The following is a 23998-nucleotide window of genomic DNA, read 5'->3' as shown; positions in this document are numbered from 1 at the left end:
AGGGCGCCAGCATATCAATGCCGCCGCTGCAACGCCAACAGCGGATCGACGCGACGAACCCGGCGCCGTCCTTCACGCCGCGTCTTCCGCGCGCTGCGTGCGTCCGAGCACCGGTCGCAACGCCGTGCCCGTGTGACTGCGCGGATGGCTCGCGAGCGTCTCCGGGTCCGCCGCCGCGACGATCGTCCCGCCGTTCACGCCGCCTTCCGGCCCGAGGTCGAGCACCCAGTCGGCTTCGGCGATCACATCGAGATCGTGCTCGATGACGATCACGCTATGCCCGCCGTCCACCAGCCGGTGCAGCACGCGAATCAGCTTCGCGACGTCCGCCATGTGCAGGCCGACCGTCGGTTCGTCGAGCACGTAGAGCGTGTGCGGCGGCTTCTGGCCGCGCCGCGTGATGTCGTCGCGCACCTTCGACAACTCGGTGACGAGCTTGATGCGCTGCGCCTCGCCGCCTGACAGCGTCGGCGACGGCTGGCCGAGCGTCAGATAGCCGAGGCCCACGTCCTTCATCAGTTGCAGCGGATGCCCGATGCTCGGCATCGACGAGAAGAACTCGACGGCTTCGTCGATCTCCATCGTCAGCACTTCGCCGATGTTCTTGCCGCGCCACGTCACCGCGAGCGTTTCGGGATTGAAGCGCTGGCCGTGACAGACGTCGCACGGCACCTTGACGTCCGGCAGGAAGTTCATCGCGATCGTGCGCACGCCCTGGCCTTCGCAGGCGGGGCAACGGCCATCGCCGGTATTGAACGAGAAACGCGACGGCTTGTAACCGCGCGCGCGAGCTTCGAGCGTATCGGCGAACAGCTTGCGGATGGTGTCCCACATGCCGATGTACGTCGCCGGGCACGAACGCGGCGTCTTGCCGATCGGCGTCTGGTCGACTTCCAGCACGCGGTCGATCGCCTCGAAACCGGTGACGCCCGAGCAGCCGTGCCATGTGTGGACGACATCAAACTTCGGACCCGGCGCTTCCCGCGCGAGGACGCTCGAGCGCGACTTCGCGGCGGGCTTGCCCTGCGCCGCCTGCGCCGTTTTGCGCGCGCGGCGCTCGGCCGGCGACGACAGCGCCGAACGGCCGACGGCATCGAGCAGATTGGTCATCAGCACGTCGCGGGCGAGCGTCGACTTGCCCGATCCCGACACGCCCGTGATCGCGACGAGCCGGTTGAGCGGCACGCTCGCCGTCACGTTGCGCAGGTTGTGCAGCGTCGCGTTCTCGACCGTGAGCCACTGTTCCGGCACGGCGGCACGCTTGCCCGACCCGGCGCGCACGTCCCGGCGCGGCTGCAGCGGATGCACGATCGGGTTCGCCAGCATCTGCCCGGTCAGCGACGCCTTGTGCGCCGCGAGGTCCGTCACGCTGCCCTGCGCGACGACCGTGCCGCCGCGCTTGCCCGCGCCCGGCCCGATATCGATGATGTGGTCCGCGCGGCGGATCGTGTCCTCGTCATGCTCGACGACGACGAGCGTATTGCCCTTGTCGTTGAGCTTTTTCAGTGCGGACAGCAGGATCAGGTTGTCGCGCGGATGCAGACCGATGGTCGGTTCATCGAGCACGTAGCACACGCCCTGCAGGTTGCTGCCCAACTGCGCGGCCAGCCGGATGCGCTGCGCTTCGCCGCCCGAGAGCGTAGGCGCCGCGCGATCGAGACTCAGATAGCCAAGCCCGACTTCTTCCAGAAACTGCAGGCGCCCTTCGATTTCGCTGACGACGTCGCGCGAGATGTCCGCATCGCGGCCCGTGAGTTTGAGGCCCGCAATCCATTCGCGCGTGTCCGTGACCGTCCAGCGTCCCACTTCGGTGATCGGATAATTGCCGAACGTCACGGCCCGCGCGACGTCGTTCAGGCGCGTGCCTTCGCATTCGGCGCACGGCTGATCGACGATATCGTCCGGCTCCTGATCCACCGAACCGATGCTCTGCTCGCGGCCCCGATCGTCCTGCGCGAAGACGGTATCGTCGAAGGCGGCGCGCTGCTCGCGCGTGAGCTTCACGCCGGTGCCGACGCACGTGTTGCACCAGCCGTGCTTGCTGTTGTACGAGAACATGCGCGGATCGAGTTCCGGATAGCTCGTGCCGCACGTGGGACAGGCGCGCTTCGTCGAGAACACGATCGTCTCTTCGCTGCCGCGCCGCTTGCCGTTCGACAACGCGCCGTGCAGTTCGTGGAGCGGCGCGCACAGGTGCATCACGCCCTTGCCAACTTCGAGCGCGTCTTCGAGCATGCGCCGCAGTTCCGCCTCGTTATCCGCCGATACGACGAAGTCCGCCACCGGCAGTTCGATCGTATGTTCGCGGAAACGATCGAGCTTCGGCCACGGATCGACCGGGTGAAACTCGCCGTCCACCCGCAGATGCGTATTGCCGCGCGCCTTCGCCCACTTCGCGAGATCGGTATAGACGCCCTTCCGATTCACGACGAGCGGCGCTAGCAGCCCGACATGCTGCCCCTTGAAATCGCGAAGAATCTGCGCCGCGATGGACTCCGCGCTTTGCGCCTGCACCGGCGTGCCGTCGTTGACGCAGTGCTGGATGCCGAGCTTCACATACAGCAGACGCAGGAAGTGCCAGACTTCCGATGTCGTCGCGACCGTGCTCTTGCGCCCGCCGCGCGACAGGCGCTGCTCGATCGCGACGGTTGGAGGAATGCCGTAGACGGCATCCACTTCCGGCCGGCCCGCCGGCTGCACGATGGAGCGTGCATAAGCGTTCAGCGATTCCAGATAACGGCGCTGGCCTTCGTGGAAGAGGATGTCGAACGCGAGCGTCGACTTGCCCGAGCCGGACACGCCCGTCACCACGTTGAACTTGTTGTGCGGAATATCGACGTCGAGCGACTTGAGGTTGTGCTCGCGCGCATTGACGATCCGCACGACGCCCTCGCCCTGCAGCGCGCGCCGTGCGCTCGCCACTTCCGCCGCGAGCTGCAGCGGCACGCCCGCGCGCTTTTCCGCCGCGCCCGGCTGCATCGCTTCTTCGTAGTCGAGCAACGCGCGGCCCGTGTGCGACGCTTCGCAGCCGGCCACCTCGTCGGGCGTGCCGACGCACACCACTTGCCCGCCGCCGTCGCCGCCCTCGGGACCGAGATCGATGATCCAGTCCGCGGCGCGAATCACGTCGAGATTGTGCTCGATGACGATCAGCGAATGACCGCGTTCCAGCAGCCGGCGCAACGCCTGCATCAACTTGGCGATGTCGTCGAAGTGAAGGCCCGTCGTCGGCTCGTCGAACATGAAGAGCCGGTCTTTCTGATTCGGCGATGCGGTCTCCGCCAGAAAGCCCGCGAGCTTCAGACGCTGTGCTTCGCCGCCCGACAGCGTCGGCACCGGCTGACCGAGCTTCACGTATTCGAGGCCCACGTCGACGATAGGCTGCAACACGCGCAATACTTCGCCGTCCGAAGCAAATAGCGACACCGCTTCGCTGACGGTCAGCTCCAGCACGTCCGCGATGCTCAGTTCACGGCCGGCGCGCTCGATCTTCACATCGAGAATTTCCGCGCGATAACGCCGGCCGTCGCAATCGGGGCAGCGGAGATAGACATCGCTCAGGAACTGCATTTCGACGTGCTCGAAACCCGAGCCGCCGCAGGTCGGGCAACGGCCATCGCCCGAATTGAAGCTGAACATGCTCGCGCCGTAGCCGCGCTGCGCGGCGAGCGGCGCCTTCGCGAAAAGCTTGCGGATTTCATCGAACGCGCCGACGTAGCTCGCCGGATTCGAGCGCGCCGTGCGGCCGATCGGCGATTGATCGACGAACACCACGTCGTCCAGTTGCTCCGCGCCCTTCAGCGCACGGAAGGCGCCAGGCGCTTCCGTCGCCTTGCCGAAGTGGCGCATCAGCGCGGGCGCGAGCACGTCCTGAATCAGCGTCGACTTGCCCGAACCGGATACGCCCGTCACGCAGACCAGACGCTGCAACGGAATCTCGACCGTCACGTCCTGCAGATTGTGATCGCTCGCGCCTTCGAGCACGAGGCGCGGCGTGTTCGCATCGACCACGCGGCGCGTCCAGTTCGCCGCGTGCGCGACCTGCTTGCGGCCGCCGAGATACGCGCCGGTGAGCGTGTCGCTGGCTTGAATGTCGTCGGGCGTGCCGTCGTAGACGATCTCCCCGCCGCGCTCGCCCGGCCCCGGCCCCATGTCGATGAGACGATCGGCGGCGAGCATCACCGAAGGATCATGCTCGACGACGACGAGCGTATTGCCCGCATCGCGCAGACGATGCATCGCCTCGACGATGCGGTTCAGGTCGCGCGGATGCAGCCCGATGCTCGGTTCATCGAGCACGAACAGCGTGTTCACGAGCGACGTGCCGAGCGCGGTCGTCAGGTTGATGCGCTGCACTTCGCCGCCCGACAGCGTGCGGCTCTGGCGATCGAGCGTCAGATAGCCAAGGCCCACGTCGCACAGATACTTGAGGCGCGTCCGCACTTCCGCGTGCAGCAGCTTCAGCGCTTCGTCGAGCAAGGTGGAAGGCAGCGTCAGGGAGTCGAAGAAGCGGCGGATGCGCTCGATCGGCATCAGCATCAGATCGTGCACGGTCAGGCCCGGCAATGCTTCGAGCTGATCGCGCGTCCAGTCGACGCCGTTCGGCAGGAAACGATCGGCGGGCGCGAGGACGGCATCGGCCTGTTCCTTCGTGCCGAGACGCCACAGCAGCGATTCGGTCTTGAGACGCGCACCCGCGCACGCGGGGCACGTCGTATAGCTGCGGTATTTCGACAGCAGCACGCGAATATGCATCTTGTACGCCTTCGACTCCAGATAGTCGAAGAAGCGCTGCACGCCGTACCACTGGCTTTGCCACTTGCCGGTCCAGTCGGGCGAACCTTTGATGACCCAGTCCCGTTCCTTCTGCGTCAACTCGTTCCACGGCACGCCGAGGCGGATGCCCGCCTTCGCGCCGTATTTCACGAGGTCGTCCTGATTCTCTTTCCACGCCGGTGTTTGCAGCGTCTTGACCGCGCCTTCGCGCAGCGTTTTCTTCTCGTCCGGAATGACGAGGCCGTAATCGACGCCGATCACGCGCCCGAAACCGCGGCACGTTTCACACGCGCCATACGCCGAGTTGAACGAGAACAGCGCCGGTTGGGGATCGGCATAGCGCAGGTCGCTTTCGGGGCTATGCAGGCCGGTCGAGAAGCGCCAGATGTCCGGCTCGCCCTCTTCGTTCAGCACGTAGACGTTCACGCGCCCCGTGCCGCGCAACAACGCGCCTTCGATGGCCTCCAGCGCACGCGAGCGCTCCGTGTTCTGCAAACGGAACCGGTCCGCGACGACATCGAGCACCTGCCGCGCGCCCGCGTCCGTCTCTACGTGGCGTTTCGCCTGCACGCGCGTGTAGCCGCTCGCGGAAAGCCATTGCGCGATTTCGTCGTCGCTGGTGGCGTCGGGCAATTCGACGGGAAACGTGATCGCTAGACGCGGATCGCCGGCGCGCGTGCGTTCGAGCAGCTCGGCATAGATCGTCTCGGGCGTGTCGTGCCGCACGCGATGCGCGGTCTTTTTGTCGAACAGTTCGGCGGCGCGTGCGTAGAAGAGCTTCAGGTGATCGTTCAGTTCGGTCATCGTGCCGACGGTCGAGCGCGAGCTACGCACCGGATTCGTCTGGTCGATGGCGATGGCGGGCGGCACGCCGTCGACGCGATCCACCTGCGGGCGGTCCATGCGGTCGAGAAACTGGCGCGCGTACGCGCTGAACGTTTCGACGTAGCGGCGCTGGCCTTCGGCGTAAAGCGTATCGAAGACGAGGCTCGATTTGCCCGACCCGGACGGACCCGTCACGACGGTCATCTGGCCGGTGTGCAGGTCGAGGTCGAGATTCTTGAGGTTATGTTGACGGGCGCCGCGAATGCGGATTGCGTTGTTCGATGCCAATTTTTCAACCGGTTCAAGGTGATGGACGGCTCTCGCGCGTCGGTCGACAGCCGTGGGCAGCGCGCACAAGTGTTCGGCAGCGCGCACCTGCCGCAGCGAACAGTACTGTACACCTATACAGTATGTGTCGCCAGACGCGCCAGAAGTGTGCGCCTGTGCCTTTGCAAGTAGCTCGCCCGGTCGACGTCAGCGGAGGTGCGCGATGAGGGCGTCGGCCACCGCATCGGGCGCTTCGCGAGGCGGGAAATGCCCCGCGCCGTCGATCACCACGCGCCGGTAACCGGCCGTGAAGCACGCCTCCTTGCCCTCGGACATCGACGGATCGTCGCAGCTATCCGCGCCGCCCTGGATCATCAGCGCGGGCACGCCGATCTGCTCGATCCCGCGCAGGCGCTCGTAAAGCGGCGCGAGCGACGCATCCGATGGCTGATCGCTGCGCCAGCGCCGCCGATAGGCGTTGAGCGTGACCGCCACCCAGTCGGGGTTGTCGAATGCGCGGGCCGTGGCGGCGAACTCGGCTTCGTCGAACCAGCCGGGCGGCGACCACGTGTCCCACTGGATACGCGCGAAGCCCCTGGGATCGGCGGCGACGGCGGCCGGTGCGTCATCGAGCGACATGAACCACTGATACCAGAAGCGCCGCGCCTGGCCGAAGTCCGGCGGCAGCGCGAACTCGCCGCGCGGCTGGAACGCGAGCGCAATCGCGGCCATGCGCCGCACGCGTTCGGGAAACAGCGCGGCGACCGTGTACGCGGCGCGCGCGCCCCAGTCGTGGCCGACGATATCGAATCGCCCGATGCCGAGCGCGTCCGCCAGTTCGACGGCGTCGTTGGCAAGCGCCACGCCGGAGCCATCGCGCACGGCGGCATCGCGCAGAAATCGCGTGCCGCCCGCGCCGCGCAACTCCGGCACGACGGTGCGAAAGCCCTCGGCGTTCAATCGCGCCGCCACCGCCGTCCACGCCCGCGCCGCGTCAGGCCAGCCGTGCAGCAGGATGACAGCCGGCCCATCGGCGGGGCCGGCGTCGGCATAGGCGATGTTCAGCGTCGGCGTTTCGGCGCGGCGGTCGAAATCGAGCATGGCGGCTCCGTTCAGACACACGAGACCGTTCATTCTAGGTCGATCGCCGTTCGGACGCGCGCGGCCCTGCGACGCTTTCGACGGCTGACGTCGTATAAGTAGGTTAGGGGTAAGTCCTGAGCCGATGCACGTCGGCGGAGCCTTGACGCTTATGGGAAGCGCCCGGTATCGTCCTTGCAGGTAAACGGTTTCCTAACTCATCGCCGAAACGCGGCGCATGGTTGTACGACGTCAGCTAAATTCCCACGATATATCCGGCCAAACCGGAATGGAGACACGCATGAAGGACCGCAATCCCACTCTCACCTCGCCTCGACGCCGCAGCATCCTGAAATTCGCCGGCGTATCGGCGAGCGCGCCGCTGATCGGCGGACTCGGCAGCCTGGGCGTCCTCGCCGGCTGCGGCGGCCACGACGATTCCGGCACCCCAGCGACCGCCGCCGATCCCATCTGGGGCCCGTCCGGTTCCGCGACGCAGATCGTCAACGCGTTGAAGAACGTGTCGACGTCGATGGTGCCGGGCCGCCAGTTCCTCGTCACCGATTACGGCGCGAAGCCCTGCGCGGTCGTCGCGGCGGCGAATCCGTACACCGATCCATCGAAGTCGCCCCTCAGCACCGGCGCGGACCAGACGCACGCGCCCGGCTCCTTCGATTCGCGGCCCGCCTTTCTCGCGGCCATCGCGGCGTGCAGTGCGGCCGGCGGCGGGCGTGTCGTCGTGCCAACGGGCAACTGGTATTGCGCGGGGCCGATCGTGCTGCTGTCGAACGTCGACTTCCATCTGAGCGCGAATTGCGAAATCTTCTTCAGTCAAAACCCGGCGGACTTCGCGAAAGACGGCCCGATCGACTGCGGCGCGAACGGCAAGCTGTTTTATAGCCGCTGGCAGGCAAACGATTGCCTCAACTACGGCCCGCCGGTCTACGCGCGCAACCAGACCAACATCGCGATCACCGGCGAAGGCGATACCTCCGTGCTGAACGGCCAGGCGATGACGCCGTTCGCCGGCAGCGGCAACACCGCGACGTGCTGGTGGACGTGGAAAGGCAACAGCGGCGCATACGGCTTCGCGGGATCGTCGACGCCCTCGCAGGCATTCGCCAATCCGAATAACGTCGACCTGAAATCGGCCGCGCCCGGCATCGCCGATTCGCTCTACGCCAAACTCACCGACCCGGCGACACCGTGGCAGCAGGATCAGAACTACCTGCCCGCGCTGTCGGAAGCCGGCGTCGCGATCGAGAAGCGTATCTTCGGCATCGGGCATTACCTGCGGCCATGCATGGTGGAATTCATCGGCTGCACCAACGTGCTGATGGAGGGCTATCGCACGATCAACACGCCGTTCTGGCAGCACCATCCGACCGACTGCACCAACGTCGTGATCCGCAGCGTCACGGTCGACAGCATCGGCCCGAACAACGACGGCTTCGACCCGGACGCCTGCGACATGGTGCTCTGCGAAAACGTCACGTTCAACACGGGCGACGATTGCATCGCGATCAAGTCGGGCAAGGATCTCGATACGCAATACGGCCCCGCGCAGAATCACGTCATTCAGAACTGCACGATGAACAGCGGCCACGGCGGCATCACGCTCGGCAGCGAGATGGGCGGCGGCGTGCAGAAGATCTACGCGCGCAATCTGCAAATGCTGAATCAGTTTTGGGCGACGAACTCGCTCAACATCGCGATCCGCGTGAAGACGAACATGAATCGCGGCGGCTTCGTGAAGGACTTCTATGTCGACAACGTGACACTGCCGAACGGCGTGAGCCTCACGCCTTCCGGCTATGGCAGCAGTCTGCTCGCGGGCAGCCCGATCAATTCGACCGTTCCGCTCGGCGTGGTGACGGCGACGGCGGCGAACCCGTCGGCGGCGCAAGGCGGGATCATCACGTTCGACTGCGACTATCAGCCGTCGAAAGATGCGATCCGCACGCGGCCGGCGCTCGTGCAGAACGTCAATATCTCGAACGTGAAGGCGAGCAACGTGACGCTCAGCGGCAAGACGGGATCGTGTTTTCAGGCGATCGTCGCGCAAGGGCCGGTCGCGTTCGACTACAACGGCGCGCCGCCCACACCCGCGATTCCGGCGATCACCGGCGTGACCATCACCAATTGCGACTTCGGCACGCCGGTTGCAGTTGGCCCGGCGACGGCGGCATCGCCCGGACCGGTCTATGCGTACAACGTGCACGACATCAAGCTCGTCAACACGGTGATCGCGGGGCAGACGCTGAATCAGACGGTAAGCGATCCGCGCTAAGCGAACAGCGGGACTCGCGCGAGTCCCGCTTTTCTAACGCTTCGTCAACGCTTCGTCACCGCGACGCGTGCCGCGAACTCGACGCGGACTTCTTGCCCGCCGCGTGCGCGCGACGCGTCGCCCAGCCCTTCTTCGCGGACGCCGAACGATCGGCGGCCGAACGCCGGCTCGCGCTGGCGTGGGCCTGCTTCGACAGCGACTTGTGCGACGCCGCCTTCGTGCTTTCGCGCTTCAGTACGCGCGTCGACGTCTCCGAGCGCTTCGCCTTCGATTCGGTGCTCGGGCTCTTCGTCTTGCGATGCGCGGCCTTCGTATCCTGCGCGGCCTTCTTGCGCGTGCCTTCCGACGCTTCGCCCTTCTTCGGCGCCTTCAGCTTGACGCCCGAGCGCCGCGCTTCGGACAAGCCGATGGCGATCGCCTGCTTCGCCGACTTCGCGCCATGCTTGCCCTCGCGGACGTGATCGATCTGCTCCTTCACGAACGCGCCCGCCTGCGTGCTCGAGGACTTCCCTTCGCGCTTCGCTTTCTTCGCGCGCTCGACGGTTTTTTTCTCCGGCATGTCGGTGCTCCTTTGAGGTGAGTCGTATCGCCCTTTGAGCAACGGGCGTGCCTTGTCGCTCGGTGGAGAAGCACCGCGCCGAACGTTTCGCAAGACGCGCAAACGATTGCGCACTCCCGTTTTGCGCGTTCCTTGTAACGCGCTGAAATCAAGTCTCCTTGGATACGAAGCGGTAGCCATGAACCCCGCTAAAGACGACCGCGTTTCTGCCGATAAAGCTCCTATCCACCCCACCGCCAAACGTTCTCGATATAGGCGCGGTTCTGCCTCCTGTTCGATGAATTGCCTCTTGGCGGTGGTGGATAAGCTTCAACCGGTAAGCAATCCCCTGCAGCGCTTGAAGTCGTTCTCTCCTCCCTCTTAAAGGAAGCAACCATGCAAAAGTTCTTGAAGGCGTTCGTGCGCGACGAACGCGGCGTCAGCGCGATGGAATACGCCATCCTGGCTGGCATCGTCGTGATCGCGCTGGTCGCGGCCGGCACCAGCTTCTCGTCCGCGATCAGCGGCCTGTGGGGCGGCATCACCACCGCCATCACCAACGCGAAACCGTCTTAATCGCCGGCGATGCACCCGGAGATCCGCGCAGCGCTTCGCCGGATCTCCACCTTGCCGTTCTCCGTATTGCCCATCACCCAGCGATCCATCGTGCCGACTCTTTCCGTTGTCATTCGTCTTGTCGCCGTCTGCGGGCTCCTGTGGCTCGCGGTCATCGACGTGCGCGCGCGACGTCTGCCCACGAAAATAGTCCTCGCGATCGGCGCGCTCTTTTTCGTCGATGCGCTCATCGCCGGCATGCCGCTCGACGACCTCATCGCGCATCTGGTGCTCGCAGTCATCGTCTTCTTCGCCTGTGCGCTGCTGTTCGCGGCGCGGCTCCTCGGCGGCGGCGATGCGAAGCTCGCTTCCGTCATCTTTCTGTGGGTCGGCTTTGGCCTGTCGCTCGCCACGCTCACGCTCGTTTCCGTGATCGGCACGCTCGTCTCGCTCGTCAGCCTCGCCACGCGCAACATGAATCCGTCGCAGCGCTTCGTCCCGCTGCGCGCGCTGGCGATGTTCTCCGCCCGGCGCGGTGTGCCGTACGGCGTCGCGCTCGCGTTCGGCGGCGGCGCGGTGATCGTGCTGCCCGCCGTGCTGCGCCTTCTTTCGACGCAATAGGACGGCATCCTCATGTCCAACATCATCAAATTCGCGGTGCTGCTCGTCGGCGCGCTCCTGGTCGCGCTGATCGTGCGCGTCGTGATTGCCAGCGCATCGCATTCGGGCAAGTCCGCCGCCACGACGGAGAAAGTCCTCGTGAGCGCGGCACGCCTTCCGCAAGGGCTGCTGCTTCGCGACGAGGATCTTTCGTGGAAGCCGGTCGACAAGACGCAGGTGCCGCCGAACGCGATCGTTTCCGGCGATGCGAAAGCGCCCGAACTCAAGGGCGCGCTGCTGCGCCATCCGGTCGAGAGCGGCGCGGTGCTCGTCACCGACGATGTGATCCTCCCGAGTGCGCCCGGCTTTCTCGCCGCGACGCTCAAGCCGGAAATGCGCGCGGTGTCCGTCGCCGTCGATGACGTCTCCGGCAACGCGGGCCTGATCCAGCCGGGCGATTACGTGGACCTGCTGCTGACGCAACAGATGGAGCGCCGCACCGATTCGCCCGATCTCGCGGTATCGAGCGAGACGGTGGTCGAGCATGTCCGCGTGCTGGCGGTGGGCTCGGAGATCAAGCGCCCGAAGAACGACAGCGACGGGCAGGACGCAGCCATCGCCCGCGCCCGCACCGTCACGCTCGAAGTCACGCCGCACATGGGCGAAGTCGTCGCGGTGGCCGCGCGGCTCGGCAGCCTGTCGCTCGCGCTGCGCAGCTTCGCCACCGTCACGCGCGATCCGGCCGCGACGGCGGCATCGACGGCGGACGAGCGCAAGCCAATCTGGGCCGGCGACATTTCCCGCGCGGTCCGCGATCTGCCGCGCAATCGACAGGCGCCGGCGGGGACGGCGAACGCCGCTCCGCACGCGCCGGCCGTTGCACGCACCGTGACCATTTATCGCGGCTCCGAGAAGTCGGATACGTCGGGCGGCGCGCAAGCGGGCGTCACCGGTATCGCCGGCGTTTCGCCGCCGCTGCCGGCCCTTCCCACCGAACGTTGACGCCGCGTCACCGTCCTTTCGCGCGCCATCGCCAGGATTCAGGTTCATGAAAACGCAGTTCAGTTCGATCCGTACCGATGCAAGGCTGCTCGCCGCCCTGCCGATGTGCGCGGCCATCGCCGCGAGCGCCGCGCAGGCAGCGGAGTCCGTGCGGCCGCCACCCAACACCGCACCGTCGATCGTGCGCGGGGCGACGCCGCCGGCCTACGCGGGCCAGCAAGGCCCGCTCACGCTCGACGCCGGCAAAGGCACGCTGCTGCAGTTCGGTGAACCGGCGGTATCGGTGTTCATCGCCGATCCGGCCATCGCCGATGTACAGGTGCCGTCGCCCAAATCGCTTTTCGTGCTCGGCAAGAAGACCGGCACGACGACGCTTTACGTGCTCGGCGCGAACAACAAGCCGATCCTGCAACGCACGGTCGTCGTCACGCGCGACATGCTGACGCTGCGCGCCTCGCTCGCCGCCCGCTTCCCGAATACGAACCTGCAGGTCAGCACCGGACAAGGCTCCCTGCTGCTCACGGGCCAGGCCGCCACGGCCGCCGATGCGGACGCCATCGTGCAGGCGGTCACGCCGTATCTGGCGGACAAGGAAGTGCTGATCAACCGCATGACCATCGACCGGCCGTTGCAGGTGCAACTGCGCGTGCGCATCACCGAGGTCGATCGCAACGTCACGCAGCAACTCGGCATCAACTGGCAGGCGATGGGCAACGCGGTCGGCAACTTCTATAGCGGCATCTTCAGCGGCCGTCCGATCTATAACCTGAGCAACCCCATCACCGGCTCGAATGGCAGCGTGTCGTATCCGGTCAACTTGCCGACCAACAATGCGTTCTCGATCTTCGGCGGCTTCAGGACCAACAACGTCGACATTCGCGCGCTCGTCGATGCGCTGAATCAGGAAGGCTTGCTCACCGTGCTCGCCGAGCCGAATCTCGTCGCGCTGTCCGGTCAGACGGCGAGCTTCCTCGCGGGCGGCGAATTTCCGATTCCCGTGTCGCAGACGAACGGCGCGATCTCGGTCGAGTTCAAGCAGTTCGGCGTCAAGCTCGATTTCACGCCGACCGTGCTGAACGACCGCCGCATCAGCCTGAAGGTGCGTCCGGAAGTCAGTCAGATCGACACGAGCGCGAGCGTCACCACCGGCGGCGTGACGGTGCCGGGCCTGTCGGTGCGTCGCGCGGATACGACCGTCGAGCTTGGCAGCGGACAGAGCTTTGCGATCGGCGGCCTCCTGCAGAGCAATACCAGCGACATCGTTTCGCAGGTGCCCGGCCTCGGCTCCATTCCCGTGCTCGGCAAGCTGTTCTCGTCGACGAACTATCTGAATAACAAGACCGAACTCGTGATCATGGTCACGCCGTATCTCGTCGAGCCGACGAATCCGTCGAATCTGCGCTCGCCACTGGAATCGCTGATTTCGCCGTCGAGCGACGTCGAATACGGCTTCCGGCGCAAGAACGGCGGGGCCGTGGAAAGCGGTCAGCCGCGTCTCGTCGGCGCGGCCGGATATGTGTACTGAGGCCGCCATGAAACCCACACGACTGCTCTCTCTCCTTCTCGTCTGCGCGTTCGCGATGAGCGCGAGCGGCTGCTTCAAGCCACCGCGCAACATGCCGGAAGCGTCGGTGATCGGCTTCGACGGCACGGCCGCCGTGCCGCCCGACTGCGCGAGCCTGTCGCGTCCGTCGCTGCTGACCGACGCCGGCATTCGCCGGCCGCGCGTGCAATGGGGATGCGCGACCTACACCAATCTCGCGGCGCAAGTCGCGCGTGGCGAGGACCTCGTCGCGCCGCGCACGCTCGGCCCCGCCGATGCGGCCGTCGCGGCGAGCGCGGTGCGCCGGTATGAAACCGGCCGGGTGATCGAACTCGACAAGTCGACTTCACGCAGCAGCAAGTGACGAACGACAAGGCAGACACGCATGAGCACTGAATTTTCCTTCACGAAGAGCAAGTCCGGCGCGCGCAACGCGGACTTCATCGCGTTCGTCGCGGATCGCAAGACCGAGCAGATCGTCAAAAGCTTCGTGCTCGAACAGGCGATGCCGCATGCGCATGTCGCAGTCGGCAATGTCGACGACGCCATCGCCTATCTGGCGAAGATCGACCGCTCCCCGCTGTTCCTTCTCGTGGACCTGCAGCAATCGGTGATGCCGCTGTCCGATCTCGGCCGTCTCGCCGAAGTGTGCGAGCCGTCGGTGCAGGTCGTCGCGCTCGGCGAGCGCAACGATGTCGGCCTGTTCCGCAGCCTGCTGAAAATCGGCGTGCGCGACTATCTCGTGAAGCCGGTAACGGTCGAATTGCTGAAGCGCACGATCAGCGTGTCGGAAGGCAAGGTCAGTCCGGTAATGCTCGCGCGGGCGGGCAAAACGATCGCCTTCGTCGGCTCACGCGGCGGCGTCGGCGTGACGACGTTTGCGCTCAACGTCGCGCGCCATCTGTCCGAGGACACGCATCGGCGGGTCGCGTATGTCGATCTGAATCTCTACGGCAGCGCCGCCAATTCGATGCTCGGCCTGCAGACCAACAACGGTCTCGTCGATGTCTTGCAGAACGTGCACCGGCTCGATCCGCAATACGTCGAGCGCACGCTCGTCCCCAAGGGCACGCGCCTGTTCATGCTGTCGGCGGAACTGGAAATCGCCGCGGCGCGGCCTTTTTCCGCAGGCGCGCTGCAACGCGTGCTCGAACTGCTGTGCGACAGCTTCCACTACGTGATTCTCGACGTGAGCAACCCGAACGATCCGCTTGCACAGGAAGCGTTCGATCACGCGGCGCGCGTCTATCTCGTTGCGGACCGCTCGGTACATTCGACGCGTTCGACCATTCGCCTGTTGCGGCACATCGAGGATCGCGACAACAACCCGCCGACCTCGCTCCTGCTGAACAACCCCAACGCCGCGACGAGCGGCAAGGTGCAGACGGGCGACTTCATGGCGGCAGTCGGACGCACCGTGCTGTATGAAATCCCGTTCGAGGCGAAGGCGCTCGCCACCGCCGAAAATCTGGGCGAAGCGCCGAAGGACAAGACAGCAAACGGCTTCAATCAGATGATCACGCGCATCGGCGGCGACCTGACCGGGCAGCAGGTCAGCGCCGAACGTTCCTTCTTCCAGAAGCTCAAGCGCGGGAGAGGATGATGTTCGGGCAGAAGCAGGCCTCGCGATCAACGCCGGAAGCGGACGAAGAAGCCGTCGCGCCGGTCGTTCATGCCGTGCCCGTCGCCGCGCCCGCGCGGCCCGCCGCGCCCGAAGGCAACGACGTGCTGGTGCGCTCGGACCTTTTCAGAGTCATTCGCAACGGCGTGTTCGCCGCGATGAACCCGTCGGCGGCCGTCGGCAAGACGCGCGAGCAGATGAAGCCGGGCGTCGAGACGCTCGTGCTCGACGTGGCCGAACGCGAGCGCCTGAACATCACCATCGCGGAGCAGCAGCAGATCGTCGGCGAACTGCTGAACGACATGTTCGGGCTCGGCCCGATCGAACCGCTGCTCGCGGACGACACCATCACCGACGTGCTCGTCAACGGTCCCGATCAGGTCTACGTGGAACGTCACGGACGGCTGGAACTCACGAACTGCAAGTTTCGCGACAACAATCACGTGGTGAACGTGGCGCAGCGGATCGCGGCGGGCGTGGGGCGTCGCGTCGACGAAAGCAGCCCGATGGTCGATGCGCGTCTCGCCGATGGCAGCCGCGTGAACGTCGTCTTGCCGCCGCTCGCGATTCACGGCGCATCCATCTCTATTCGCAAGTTCTCGAAGCGCAACATCACGCTGCATCGCATGGCGCAGCAAGGCAACATGTCCAGCGCGATGGCGACCGTGCTCAAGCTCGCGAGCACGTCGCGGCTCAACATCATCGTGTCGGGCGGCACCGGTTCAGGCAAGACGACGCTGCTGAACGCGCTGTCGCACTTCATCGGACATGGCGAACGCACGGTGACGATCGAAGACGCGGCGGAACTGCAACTCGTGCAGCCGCATGTCGTGAGCCTCGAAACGCGCCCGGAAAACGCCGAAGGACTCGGCGCGGTGACGCAGCGCGACCTCGTGCGCAACGCGCTGCGGATGCGCCCGGACCGCATCATCCTCGGTGAAACGCGCGGCGCGGAAGCCTTCGACGTGCTTCAGGCGATGAACACCGGTCACGACGGCTCGATGACCACGATCCACGCCAACACGCCTCGCGACGGCATCACGCGTCTGGAAAGCATGGTGATGATGGCGAACGGCAACCTGCCGCTGCTGTCGATCCGCCGCCAGATCGCGAGCGCGGTGCATATGATCGTGCAGATCGAACGCATGCGCGACGGCATGCGGCGCGTGACGCGCATCACCGAACTCGTCGGCATGGAAGGCGACGTGATCATCACGCAGGACCTGTTCACGTTCCGCTACGACGCGAGCGCCTATAGCGAGGAAGTCAAGGGCGTCTACGAATGTGCGGCGGTGCGGCCTTCGTTTGCGACGCGCGCCGCTTACTACGGTCTCGAAGACGCGCTGCTGGAGGCGATGCGGCCATGACCTCCGTCGACCTGATTACGTTCTGCGCGTTTGCCGGCGTGCTGCTGCTCGGCATCATGGCGCTCGTGCTGCAGGACATGCGCAATCAACGGCCCGACGCACGCATCCGCGCGCGCATCCGCTCGGCGTTTCCGCAGAACGGCATGCGCCTGCACGATGCGCGTCACGACCATTCGGACCTCTATACATTGAGCCGCAACGACAACGCGTTCAGCCTCTGGTTTGCGCCGCGAATCGCTCGGCTCAGGACGGTGGCCGGCGCGAACGGGTTGCGCGTGGTGCTGGGCGCGGCGATCGTCGCGGAGATCATCGCGCTCGCCATGGCGCGCTTTCTGCCCTTGCCTTCCATGCTGACGCCGGTGTTGCTGATCGGGCTGCCCGTGTTCGCGTCGATGCAGGCGTACCGCTTTCTCATTGAACGCTTCAAGCGGCGCTTCCTCGATGGCTTCCCCGATCTGATCGACCTGATCGTGCGCGCGGTGCGTGCGGGCGTGCCGGTGACGCATGTGATCGGCACGGCAGCCAGCGAATGTCCCGAGCCGCTCAGCAGCGAGTTCAAGCAGATGGGCGATGCGCTCCAGGTCGGCCTCGATCTCGAAGAAGTGCTCAATGTCGCGGTCGCGCGCATCGGCATCGCGGATTTTTCGTTCTTTTGCGTATGTCTGCTGCTTCAGCGCGAGACCGGCGGACAGCTTGGCGAGACGCTCGAAAACCTCGCGGGCATCGTGCGCAAGCGCCGTGAGATTCGCCAGAAGACGCGCGCGCTGACCGGCGAGGCGCGCATCACGACGAAGATTCTCGCGTCCGTTCCGTTCGTCATTCTGGGCAGCATGTTCCTGCTCAATCGCGCTTATCTGATGGTGCTGTTCGACACGTCGACGGGTCAGAGAGTGCTCACCTGTGCGGCGATTTCGCTCGTGATGGGATTGAGCGTCGTTCACAAGATGTCGAAACTGGATACATCGCGATGAGCCAGGCCAACGTCGAAACACTCATCAACCTGCTGATGCTGCTGACGCTCGTGATCGCGATTGCGATCTGGTGGGCGACGAAGCATGGCGGCCAGCGCGGGCGTATCGCGGATCGCGTGCGTCAGGCCGGGCTCACGCATCGCAATGAAGGCGCGAGCGACGAAGACGACCAGAACGACAGTGCCGTCGCGCGCGCGACGCATCGGCTCGCGCGTCTCGGCGACCGTCTGCCGCTCTTCGACGCGAAGTATCGCGAGAAGCTCAGGAAAGAGATGGTGCGCAGCGGCTATCGCAGTCAGGCAGCCGTGTCCGTGCTGCTCGCGGTGAAGTTCGTCGTCGGCCTCATCTGCGCCGCGTTCACCGTGATGCTCGGCTCGCATATCCCCGTGGTGGGCGGCTATCCCGCCGTGCGCGGCATCATGATGCTGCTCGTGTTCGTCGTCGGCATGATCCTGCCGGAATACGTGCTCGCGTTCTTCGCCTCGCGCCGCCGCAAGGCGATGGCGTCGAGCCTGCCCGATGCGCTCGACCTGCTCGTCATCTGCACCAACGCGGGCAATAGCCTCGGCGTGTCGATCCGCCGCGTCGCAGATGAAATGAAGACCATCTGCCCGCCGCTTTCAAGCGAGTTCGCGCTGACGGCGGACGAACTCAAACTGTCGGGCGACAGCCAGCGCGCGCTGCACGCGCTGGCCGATCGTATCGACCTGCCGTCGATTCGCGCGCTCATTTCGACGCTCACGCAATCGATGCGTTATGGCACGCCCATCACGCAGGCCCTGCGCACGCTTTCGCATACGGAGCGGCTTGCACACATCGTGTCGCTCGAAGAAAAGGCCGCGAAGCTCGCGCCCAAGATGGCGGTGCCGATGATGGTCTTCATCCTTCCCGCGGTGATGCTCATTGCCGCAGGTCCGGCCGTCATTCAACTCATGAGCGTTTTCGCAAAGAAATGAACACTCTAAAAATCTGCCCGAGCCGCGCACTGAATCTTGCGTCGAGAGCCGGCGCGGCATCGCTCGTCATTGCACTCGCCGCATGCACGACGACCACGCGCCAGGTGACCGATACGCATCCGGTCATGCGCAACTCCGCGCCCAGCACGATGAGCGAGTTGCGCATCGCGGACACGGCGCTCGAATCCGGCAATCTCGAACTGGCGACTTCGCTCTACGAAAAAGCGGTGCAGGCCGATCCTCGTTCCTCGGCGGGTCTCACCGGGCTCGGCAACACGCTGTATGCGGTCGGCGACTTCACGCGGGCGGGCGTGTACTACGACCGCGCGAGCAAGGTCGATGCAAACGCGCCCGCGCCGCTCATCGGCATGGCGCGCGTGGCGTTGCGTCAGCGCCGCTTCGATGACGCGATCGCGACGTATCGACGCCTCGTCGCGCTCTCGCCGGACGATACGCTCGCGCTCGCCGGACTCGGCGCGGCCATCGACATGACGGGCGATCACGCGGCGGCACAGGCCTTTCTGCGCGATGCGTTGAGCAAGCATGCCGGCGACCCGATGCTGTCCGTGAACCTCGGCATGTCGTTGATCCTCGGCGGCGATCCGCGTGAAGGCGCGAACGTGCTGCTCGATGTCACGCGCTTCCCCGCCGCGCCGCCGCAAGCGCGTCAGGACCTCGCGCTCGCCTACGGCCTGCTCGGAAACCGGGAAGCCGCCGCCGAAATCCTGTCGCGCGATTTGCCGAAGGCATCGGTGGAAGACAACCTGCGCTACTACGACATTCAGCGCGAACGGCTCGCGCAAGCCGGCGGCATCAAGTGAAAGCGACGCGCCTTCTTCGCGACGACAGCGGCATCGCGGCGATCGAATTCGCTTTCGTGCTGATGGTCGCGGTCGTGCTTATCGTCGGCACCATCGAACTGGCGCTGGAGATGATCGTCGATGCGACCGTGCAAGTGGCGGCGCAGGAAGCGTCACGCGTGGGCCTCACGACGACGGCGCCCGCCAGCGGCACGCGACAGGATCAGGCGTCCGCGATCGTGAACCGGATTCTCAACGGATGGACGAAGCTCGGCGCGAAGGTGGCCATTACCGAAGCCAACTACGTCACGTTCGGCAACCTCGCGAACGCGAGTTACACGCCGTCGAGCGACATGGGCGCATACGGCGATGTCGTGGTCTACAACATCAAGCTCACGATGCAGGGCGTCACCGGGATTCCGAAGATGTTCGGCGTCAAGGAGCTGACGTTCCAGCGCAACTACATCGTGCAGAACGAGAAATGAACATGGCCCAGCTATTCGATAAACTGGCGCGGCGAATCAGGGCGCTGCTGCATTCGGATCGCGGCAGCGTGTCGGTCGAGTTCGTCGTCATCGTGCCGCTGATGCTGCTGGTTCTGCTCGGCTTCACCGAGCTGTACATGTACATGCGCGCGGTCAGCGCGGTCGATCGCACGGCCTTTACCGTCGCGAACTCGCTCGGGCAAATGTCGAGCGTGATCATCGACGACTCCGACACCGCCGATGCGAACAGCACCGCATCGGTATGGCGCGCGGCTGCGCTGATCGCCGCGCCCTACAAGCTCAACGGAAACGGCATGGTCTACATCACGTCCGTGTGCGACTCGCTGCCGTGCATCACGGACAACTCGTACTCGCTGAAAGCCGGGACCGCGACGATTTACTGGACCGCATCGCCGTCGGGCTGGACGAAGAATGCGGGCATGACGTCACAGGTCACGAAGACGAATCTGCTGCCGGCGACGTGGCCGTTCCGCACCGGCGATTCCGCGATCATCGTGGAAGTGTTCCTGTCGTATAACCCGTTCACGATGACATCGAACTTCATGTCCGGGCTGCCGGGCAAGCAGACCATCTATCGCCGCGTCTACGTGCGAACGCGTACCGGCCTTCCGCTCTACAAGCAATGAACATGGACCCGCGCGCCCGACCTTCAGCCAGGCTCACGTTCAAGCCGATGCCCGCCGCGAGGCGCTTCGTGCGCCGCGTGCGCGATGGCGAACGCGGCGCCGTCGCGATTCTGTTCGCCATGTGCGCGAGCGCGACGATCGGCTCGATGTGCATGTCGCTCGATGCGATCGACTACGCGATGACGCAGGGCCGCATGCAGATGGCGCTCGACGTCGCGACGCTGTCGGCCGGCGCGGACCTCTCGCACTTCAACGGCACGCCGACCGGCGCGAATCTCGCGACCTGGCAGGCCGACGCCCGCGCCTACTACAACGCGAACATGCCAACGAACGCGCTGGGCTTCACGATGCCCGACGCCAGTTTCGTTGCGACCGTGACCGGCACGCCCGCCGCCGGTCAGAAGATCTCGTTGTCCGCATCGGGTTCGATGCCGCTCTTCGCGCCGAAGGTCCTGAGCATGCACGTGAGCGGTCCGGGGTCGGGGTCCGGCTCCGGCTCGACGCCGTCGTCGCCGCAGGCGTCCATCGTCTCGGCGACGAACACGGCGTTGCGCCTGCCCGAAAGCACGCTGGAACTCGTGATGGTGCTGGACAACACCGGCTCGATGAGTTCGCCCGCTAATGGCGTGAGCGGCGATACGAAGATGACCGGCCTGAAGAAAGCGGCGAACACGCTGATCGACAGCGTGCTGCCTTCGGCATCGAAGAAAAGCTATATCGGGCTCGTGCCGTTTGCGAGCACGGTGAACGTGAGCGGCGCGTTATCGTCGAGCGGGAGCTGGCTCAGTTCGTCATGGCCCGTCTATAACGCGACTTCTTCGATCAAGACGGCAAGCTGGGGCGGTTGCCCCGTCGAGCCGCGCACGGGAGGCTACCTGTCCCCCGAAGCGTATTCGCCGGGCGACACGGGCAAGTTCGGCCGTTACTACTACAACGTGCCGACGAGCGGACTGAGCGTCTACACGTATAGCAGCAGAAGCAATTACAGCTCGTGCAGCCTTTCGAGAAACTACTCTCCCACGGTCGCGAGCAACGTTCCGGTCACGCTGGGTTCGGGCGGAGCCAATCTGTGTGACTATCCCAACTCGGGACAAGGAACCGGCATCGGGTATCGCTACGATCAGTACACGTCCTCCGGGCAAACGCTCACGCAGAATTCCGGCTGTCTTGCCACACCGGTCACCTTCCTCACGCAAGACGAGACCGCGCTCACCAGTGCCGTCAACGCGATGACGCCTTCCGGTTCGACCGTCATTCCGACCGGTCTGCTATGGGGCTGGCGCATGCTCGAACCTGCGTGGTCGCAGAACGTGGCGGGCAAGGGCAACGGATGGGTATCGACGGATACGAGCTTGCCCAAGCCCACCGATGGCACCGTGTCGAATCTTCAGCGCGTGATGATCGTGCTGACCGATGGACTGAATCAGATCGGCGCGGCGGGTTCCATTCCCAATACGCTGTACTTCAACGGCTTGTCCGGCGTGGGATCGAACAGTCTCGCCGCGAACACGGTGAAACGCGCGGACGGCTCCTCGATGACCAATGCGCGCACCGATTCCGCGGAACTGCATGGCGGCGATCCGAGAGACCCTTCGAGCGGCAACAACGCGGGCTGGCCCGACGACGCGAACACGTTTCAGTTGGCGATCTGCTCGGCGATAAAGGCCAAGGGCATCACGGTCTATGCAATCACGTTCGGCGCGTCGGCCTCGAGTTCGACCGCGCGGGTCACGATGCAAAATTGCGCGAGTCCCGGCAACTATTACCATGCACCCGACAACGCCACGCTGAACAGCATCTTTCAGCAGATCGCGGGCAGGCTCGGTGTGCTGCGGCTGACGCAATGACGCCGATGAACATTCGCCCGTAGAATGCCGGGTGTGAAAGCGAACCCTGATCCCATCGATTTTTCCGCCGCCTCGGACGTGGTCGCGCGCCGTCTCATCGGCGCGATCGTGACCGTGGATGGCGTTGGCGGCCGTATCGTCGAAACCGAAGCTTACGATCGCGAAGACCCGGCATCGCACAGCTTCTCAGGCCCCACGCCCCGCAACATGGTCATGTTCGGGCCGCCCGCGCATGCGTATGTGTATCGCTCGTATGGGATTCACTGGTGCCTGAACTTCGTGTGCCGCGAAGCCGGTCACGGCGCGGGGGTGCTGATTCGCGCAATCGAACCGTTGACCGGCATCGACGCGATGCGCGAGCGGCGCGGACTGGAACCGCTCAAGCTGTTGTGCTCGGGACCGGGGCGCGTCGCGCAGGCGCTCGGCATCACGCACAAGAACAACGGCATGTCGCTGCTGGAAGCGCCCTTTCATATCGAGCCGCCCGAAGAAGCGTTCGACATCGTATCGGGGCCGCGCATCGGCATCAGCAAGGCGATGGATGTGCCGTGGCGTTTCGGGCTTGCCGGATCGAAATACTTCAGCAAGCCCTTTCCCAAAGACTGATCAATCTGCCGGGCGCAGCTTCTTCACTTCTTCGTCCGATGGTTGCACGCTCGCGCCGTCTACATAACGGAAATTCGTCATCACGCCCTTGCCGTCTTTCAGCGCGGTGACGCCGACGTAGGCGCCCATCGTCGATTGATTGTCCTGCTTGCGATAGACGATCGGACCGAAGGGCGTATCGACGGGCAAGCCCTTGAATGCGGCTGCGAGCTTGTCGGCATCGGCGCTGCCCGCTTTCTTGAGGCCATTGGCAAGCGACATCATCGCCGTATAGCCGACGACCGAGCCCAGGCGCGGATAGTCATGGTATTTCGCCTGATATGCAGCGACGAACTGCTTGTTCGCGGAGGTATCGATGGAATACCACGGATAGCCCGTCACGATCCAGCCCACGGGCGCTTCCGCGCCGAGCGGGTCGAGATAGTCCGGCTCGCCGGTCAGCAAGGACACCACCGCGCGATCCTTGAACAGCCCGCGCGTGTTGCCCTCGCGAACGAACTTGCCGAGGTCCGCGCTGAAGAGCACGTTGAAGATGGCGTCGGGCTTCGCATCGGCCAGGGCTTGCGTGACCGCGCCCGCGTCCACGTTGCCAAGCGGCGTGGCTTGCTCCGCGACGAATTCGACATCGGGCTGCGCGGCTTTCAGCAGGCGCTTGAAGGTCGCCACCGCGGACTGGCCGTATTCATAGTTGGGATAGACGAGCGCCCAACGCTTCTTCTTGAGCTTGGCCGCTTCCGGCACGAGCATCGCCACCTGCATGTAAGTGGAAGGCCGCAAGCGATAGGTGTACTTGTTGCCGTTCTGCCAGACGATCTTGTCGGTCAGCGGTTCGGCGGCGAGAAAGAATATGCGCCGCTGCCTGGCGTAGTCAGCGAGCGCGAGTCCCGTGTTGGACAGATAGCCGCCGAACAAAAGCTTCACCTGTTCGCGGGCGACGAGTTCCTGCGCCACGCGCACGGTATCGCCGGGGTTGCCGTTGTCGTCGCGAGAGACGACTTCGAGCTTGTTACCGTTGACGCCGCCTGCAGCATTGATCTGTTCAAGCGCGAGATTCCAGCCGTTTCTATAGGGCATCAGAAAAGCGGGCTGCGCTTTATAGCTATTGATTTCGCCAATCCTGATGGCGTCCGCGTGGGCTTCGAAAGCGCTTAGCGCCGCTATGGCGGTCAAAGTGAGCTTGAGCAATTGTCCTGCACGAATCGTCATCAATCTTTCTCCTTTA

Annotated in this window: 19 protein-coding genes; 15 read left to right on the top strand and 4 right to left on the bottom strand. The window is 65.0% G+C overall.

The window, feature by feature from the left end; translation table 11 throughout:
- Window positions 1-72 precede the first annotated feature (72 nt).
- On the bottom strand, window positions 73-5889 hold the full coding sequence (gene uvrA / locus LDZ21_RS15600; RefSeq protein ID WP_244795712.1) for an excinuclease ABC subunit UvrA: 5817 nt from the start codon (window positions 5887-5889) through the stop codon (window positions 73-75).
- Between the two features lie 186 nt (window positions 5890-6075).
- A complete protein-coding gene (locus LDZ21_RS15595; RefSeq protein ID WP_244795711.1) occupies window positions 6076-6969 on the bottom strand; it encodes an alpha/beta fold hydrolase in 894 nt (297 codons plus the stop codon).
- Between the two features lie 280 nt (window positions 6970-7249).
- On the opposite strand from LDZ21_RS15595, the gene LDZ21_RS15590 reads away from it, so the two are divergent.
- Window positions 7250-9238 carry a glycoside hydrolase family 28 protein gene (locus tag LDZ21_RS15590; RefSeq protein ID WP_244795710.1) on the top strand — a complete coding sequence of 663 codons (1989 nt, stop codon included), beginning with the start codon at window positions 7250-7252 and terminating at the stop codon, window positions 9236-9238.
- 55 nt (window positions 9239-9293) lie between these two features.
- Here the strand turns inward: LDZ21_RS15590 and LDZ21_RS15585 are convergent, their stop codons facing one another.
- Window positions 9294-9797, bottom strand: coding sequence for a DUF6496 domain-containing protein (locus tag LDZ21_RS15585; protein WP_244795709.1), 504 nt, complete (start codon window positions 9795-9797; stop codon window positions 9294-9296).
- Window positions 9798-10172: 375 nt separating this feature from the next.
- On the opposite strand from LDZ21_RS15585, the gene LDZ21_RS15580 reads away from it, so the two are divergent.
- From LDZ21_RS15580 to LDZ21_RS15515, 14 genes are read left to right on the top strand one after another with little or no spacing between them, the layout of a single operon-like run.
- On the top strand, window positions 10173-10352 hold the full coding sequence (locus LDZ21_RS15580; protein WP_244795708.1) for a Flp family type IVb pilin: 180 nt from the start codon (window positions 10173-10175) through the stop codon (window positions 10350-10352).
- 51 nt (window positions 10353-10403) lie between these two features.
- Window positions 10404-10952: an A24 family peptidase gene (locus LDZ21_RS15575; protein WP_244795707.1), complete on the top strand. Its 549-nt coding sequence runs from the start codon at window positions 10404-10406 to the stop codon at window positions 10950-10952.
- Between the two features lie 12 nt (window positions 10953-10964).
- Window positions 10965-11933, top strand: coding sequence for a Flp pilus assembly protein CpaB (gene cpaB / locus LDZ21_RS15570; protein ID WP_244795706.1), 969 nt, complete (start codon window positions 10965-10967; stop codon window positions 11931-11933).
- A 46-nt stretch (window positions 11934-11979) separates the two neighbouring features.
- Window positions 11980-13458 (top strand): type II and III secretion system protein family protein, encoded by a 1479-nt coding sequence (locus LDZ21_RS15565; RefSeq protein ID WP_244795705.1) that lies wholly within the window; start codon window positions 11980-11982, stop codon window positions 13456-13458.
- A 7-nt stretch (window positions 13459-13465) separates the two neighbouring features.
- Window positions 13466-13840, top strand: a complete 375-nt coding sequence (locus tag LDZ21_RS15560; RefSeq protein WP_404980968.1) for a CpaD family pilus assembly lipoprotein — start codon at window positions 13466-13468, stop codon at window positions 13838-13840.
- Window positions 13841-13861: 21 nt separating this feature from the next.
- Window positions 13862-15079, top strand: coding sequence for a CpaE/TadZ family protein (locus LDZ21_RS15555; RefSeq protein WP_244795704.1), 1218 nt, complete (start codon window positions 13862-13864; stop codon window positions 15077-15079).
- On the top strand, window positions 15079-16464 hold the full coding sequence (locus tag LDZ21_RS15550) for a TadA family conjugal transfer-associated ATPase (RefSeq protein ID WP_244795868.1): 1386 nt from the start codon (window positions 15079-15081) through the stop codon (window positions 16462-16464). The genes LDZ21_RS15555 and LDZ21_RS15550 overlap by 1 nt, the downstream gene beginning before the upstream one ends.
- Window positions 16461-17435, top strand: a complete 975-nt coding sequence (locus tag LDZ21_RS15545) for a type II secretion system F family protein (protein WP_244795703.1) — start codon at window positions 16461-16463, stop codon at window positions 17433-17435. The genes LDZ21_RS15550 and LDZ21_RS15545 overlap by 4 nt, the downstream gene beginning before the upstream one ends.
- Window positions 17432-18391, top strand: coding sequence for a type II secretion system F family protein (locus LDZ21_RS15540; RefSeq protein ID WP_244795702.1), 960 nt, complete (start codon window positions 17432-17434; stop codon window positions 18389-18391). Before LDZ21_RS15545 ends, LDZ21_RS15540 begins: the two co-directional genes overlap by 4 nt.
- A complete protein-coding gene (locus LDZ21_RS15535; RefSeq protein ID WP_244795701.1) occupies window positions 18388-19212 on the top strand; it encodes a tetratricopeptide repeat protein in 825 nt (274 codons plus the stop codon). The genes LDZ21_RS15540 and LDZ21_RS15535 overlap by 4 nt, the downstream gene beginning before the upstream one ends.
- On the top strand, window positions 19209-19676 hold the full coding sequence (locus tag LDZ21_RS15530) for a TadE/TadG family type IV pilus assembly protein (protein ID WP_035969104.1): 468 nt from the start codon (window positions 19209-19211) through the stop codon (window positions 19674-19676). Before LDZ21_RS15535 ends, LDZ21_RS15530 begins: the two co-directional genes overlap by 4 nt.
- Before the next feature lie 2 nt (window positions 19677-19678).
- A complete protein-coding gene (locus tag LDZ21_RS15525) occupies window positions 19679-20323 on the top strand; it encodes a TadE/TadG family type IV pilus assembly protein (protein WP_244795700.1) in 645 nt (214 codons plus the stop codon).
- A gap of 2 nt (window positions 20324-20325) precedes the next feature.
- Window positions 20326-22170, top strand: coding sequence for a VWA domain-containing protein (locus LDZ21_RS15520; RefSeq protein ID WP_244795699.1), 1845 nt, complete (start codon window positions 20326-20328; stop codon window positions 22168-22170).
- A gap of 24 nt (window positions 22171-22194) precedes the next feature.
- Window positions 22195-22776 (top strand): DNA-3-methyladenine glycosylase, encoded by a 582-nt coding sequence (locus LDZ21_RS15515; RefSeq protein WP_404980973.1) that lies wholly within the window; start codon window positions 22195-22197, stop codon window positions 22774-22776.
- Here the strand turns inward: LDZ21_RS15515 and LDZ21_RS15510 are convergent, their stop codons facing one another.
- On the bottom strand, window positions 22777-23982 hold the full coding sequence (locus LDZ21_RS15510; RefSeq protein WP_244795697.1) for an ABC transporter substrate-binding protein: 1206 nt from the start codon (window positions 23980-23982) through the stop codon (window positions 22777-22779). It lies immediately after the preceding gene.
- Window positions 23983-23998: the final 16 nt, after the last annotated feature.

The sequence above is a fragment of the Caballeronia grimmiae genome (assembly GCF_022879615.1).
Classification (GTDB): domain Bacteria; phylum Pseudomonadota; class Gammaproteobacteria; order Burkholderiales; family Burkholderiaceae; genus Caballeronia; species Caballeronia grimmiae.
This window is presented reverse-complemented; position numbering and strand designations above follow the sequence as displayed.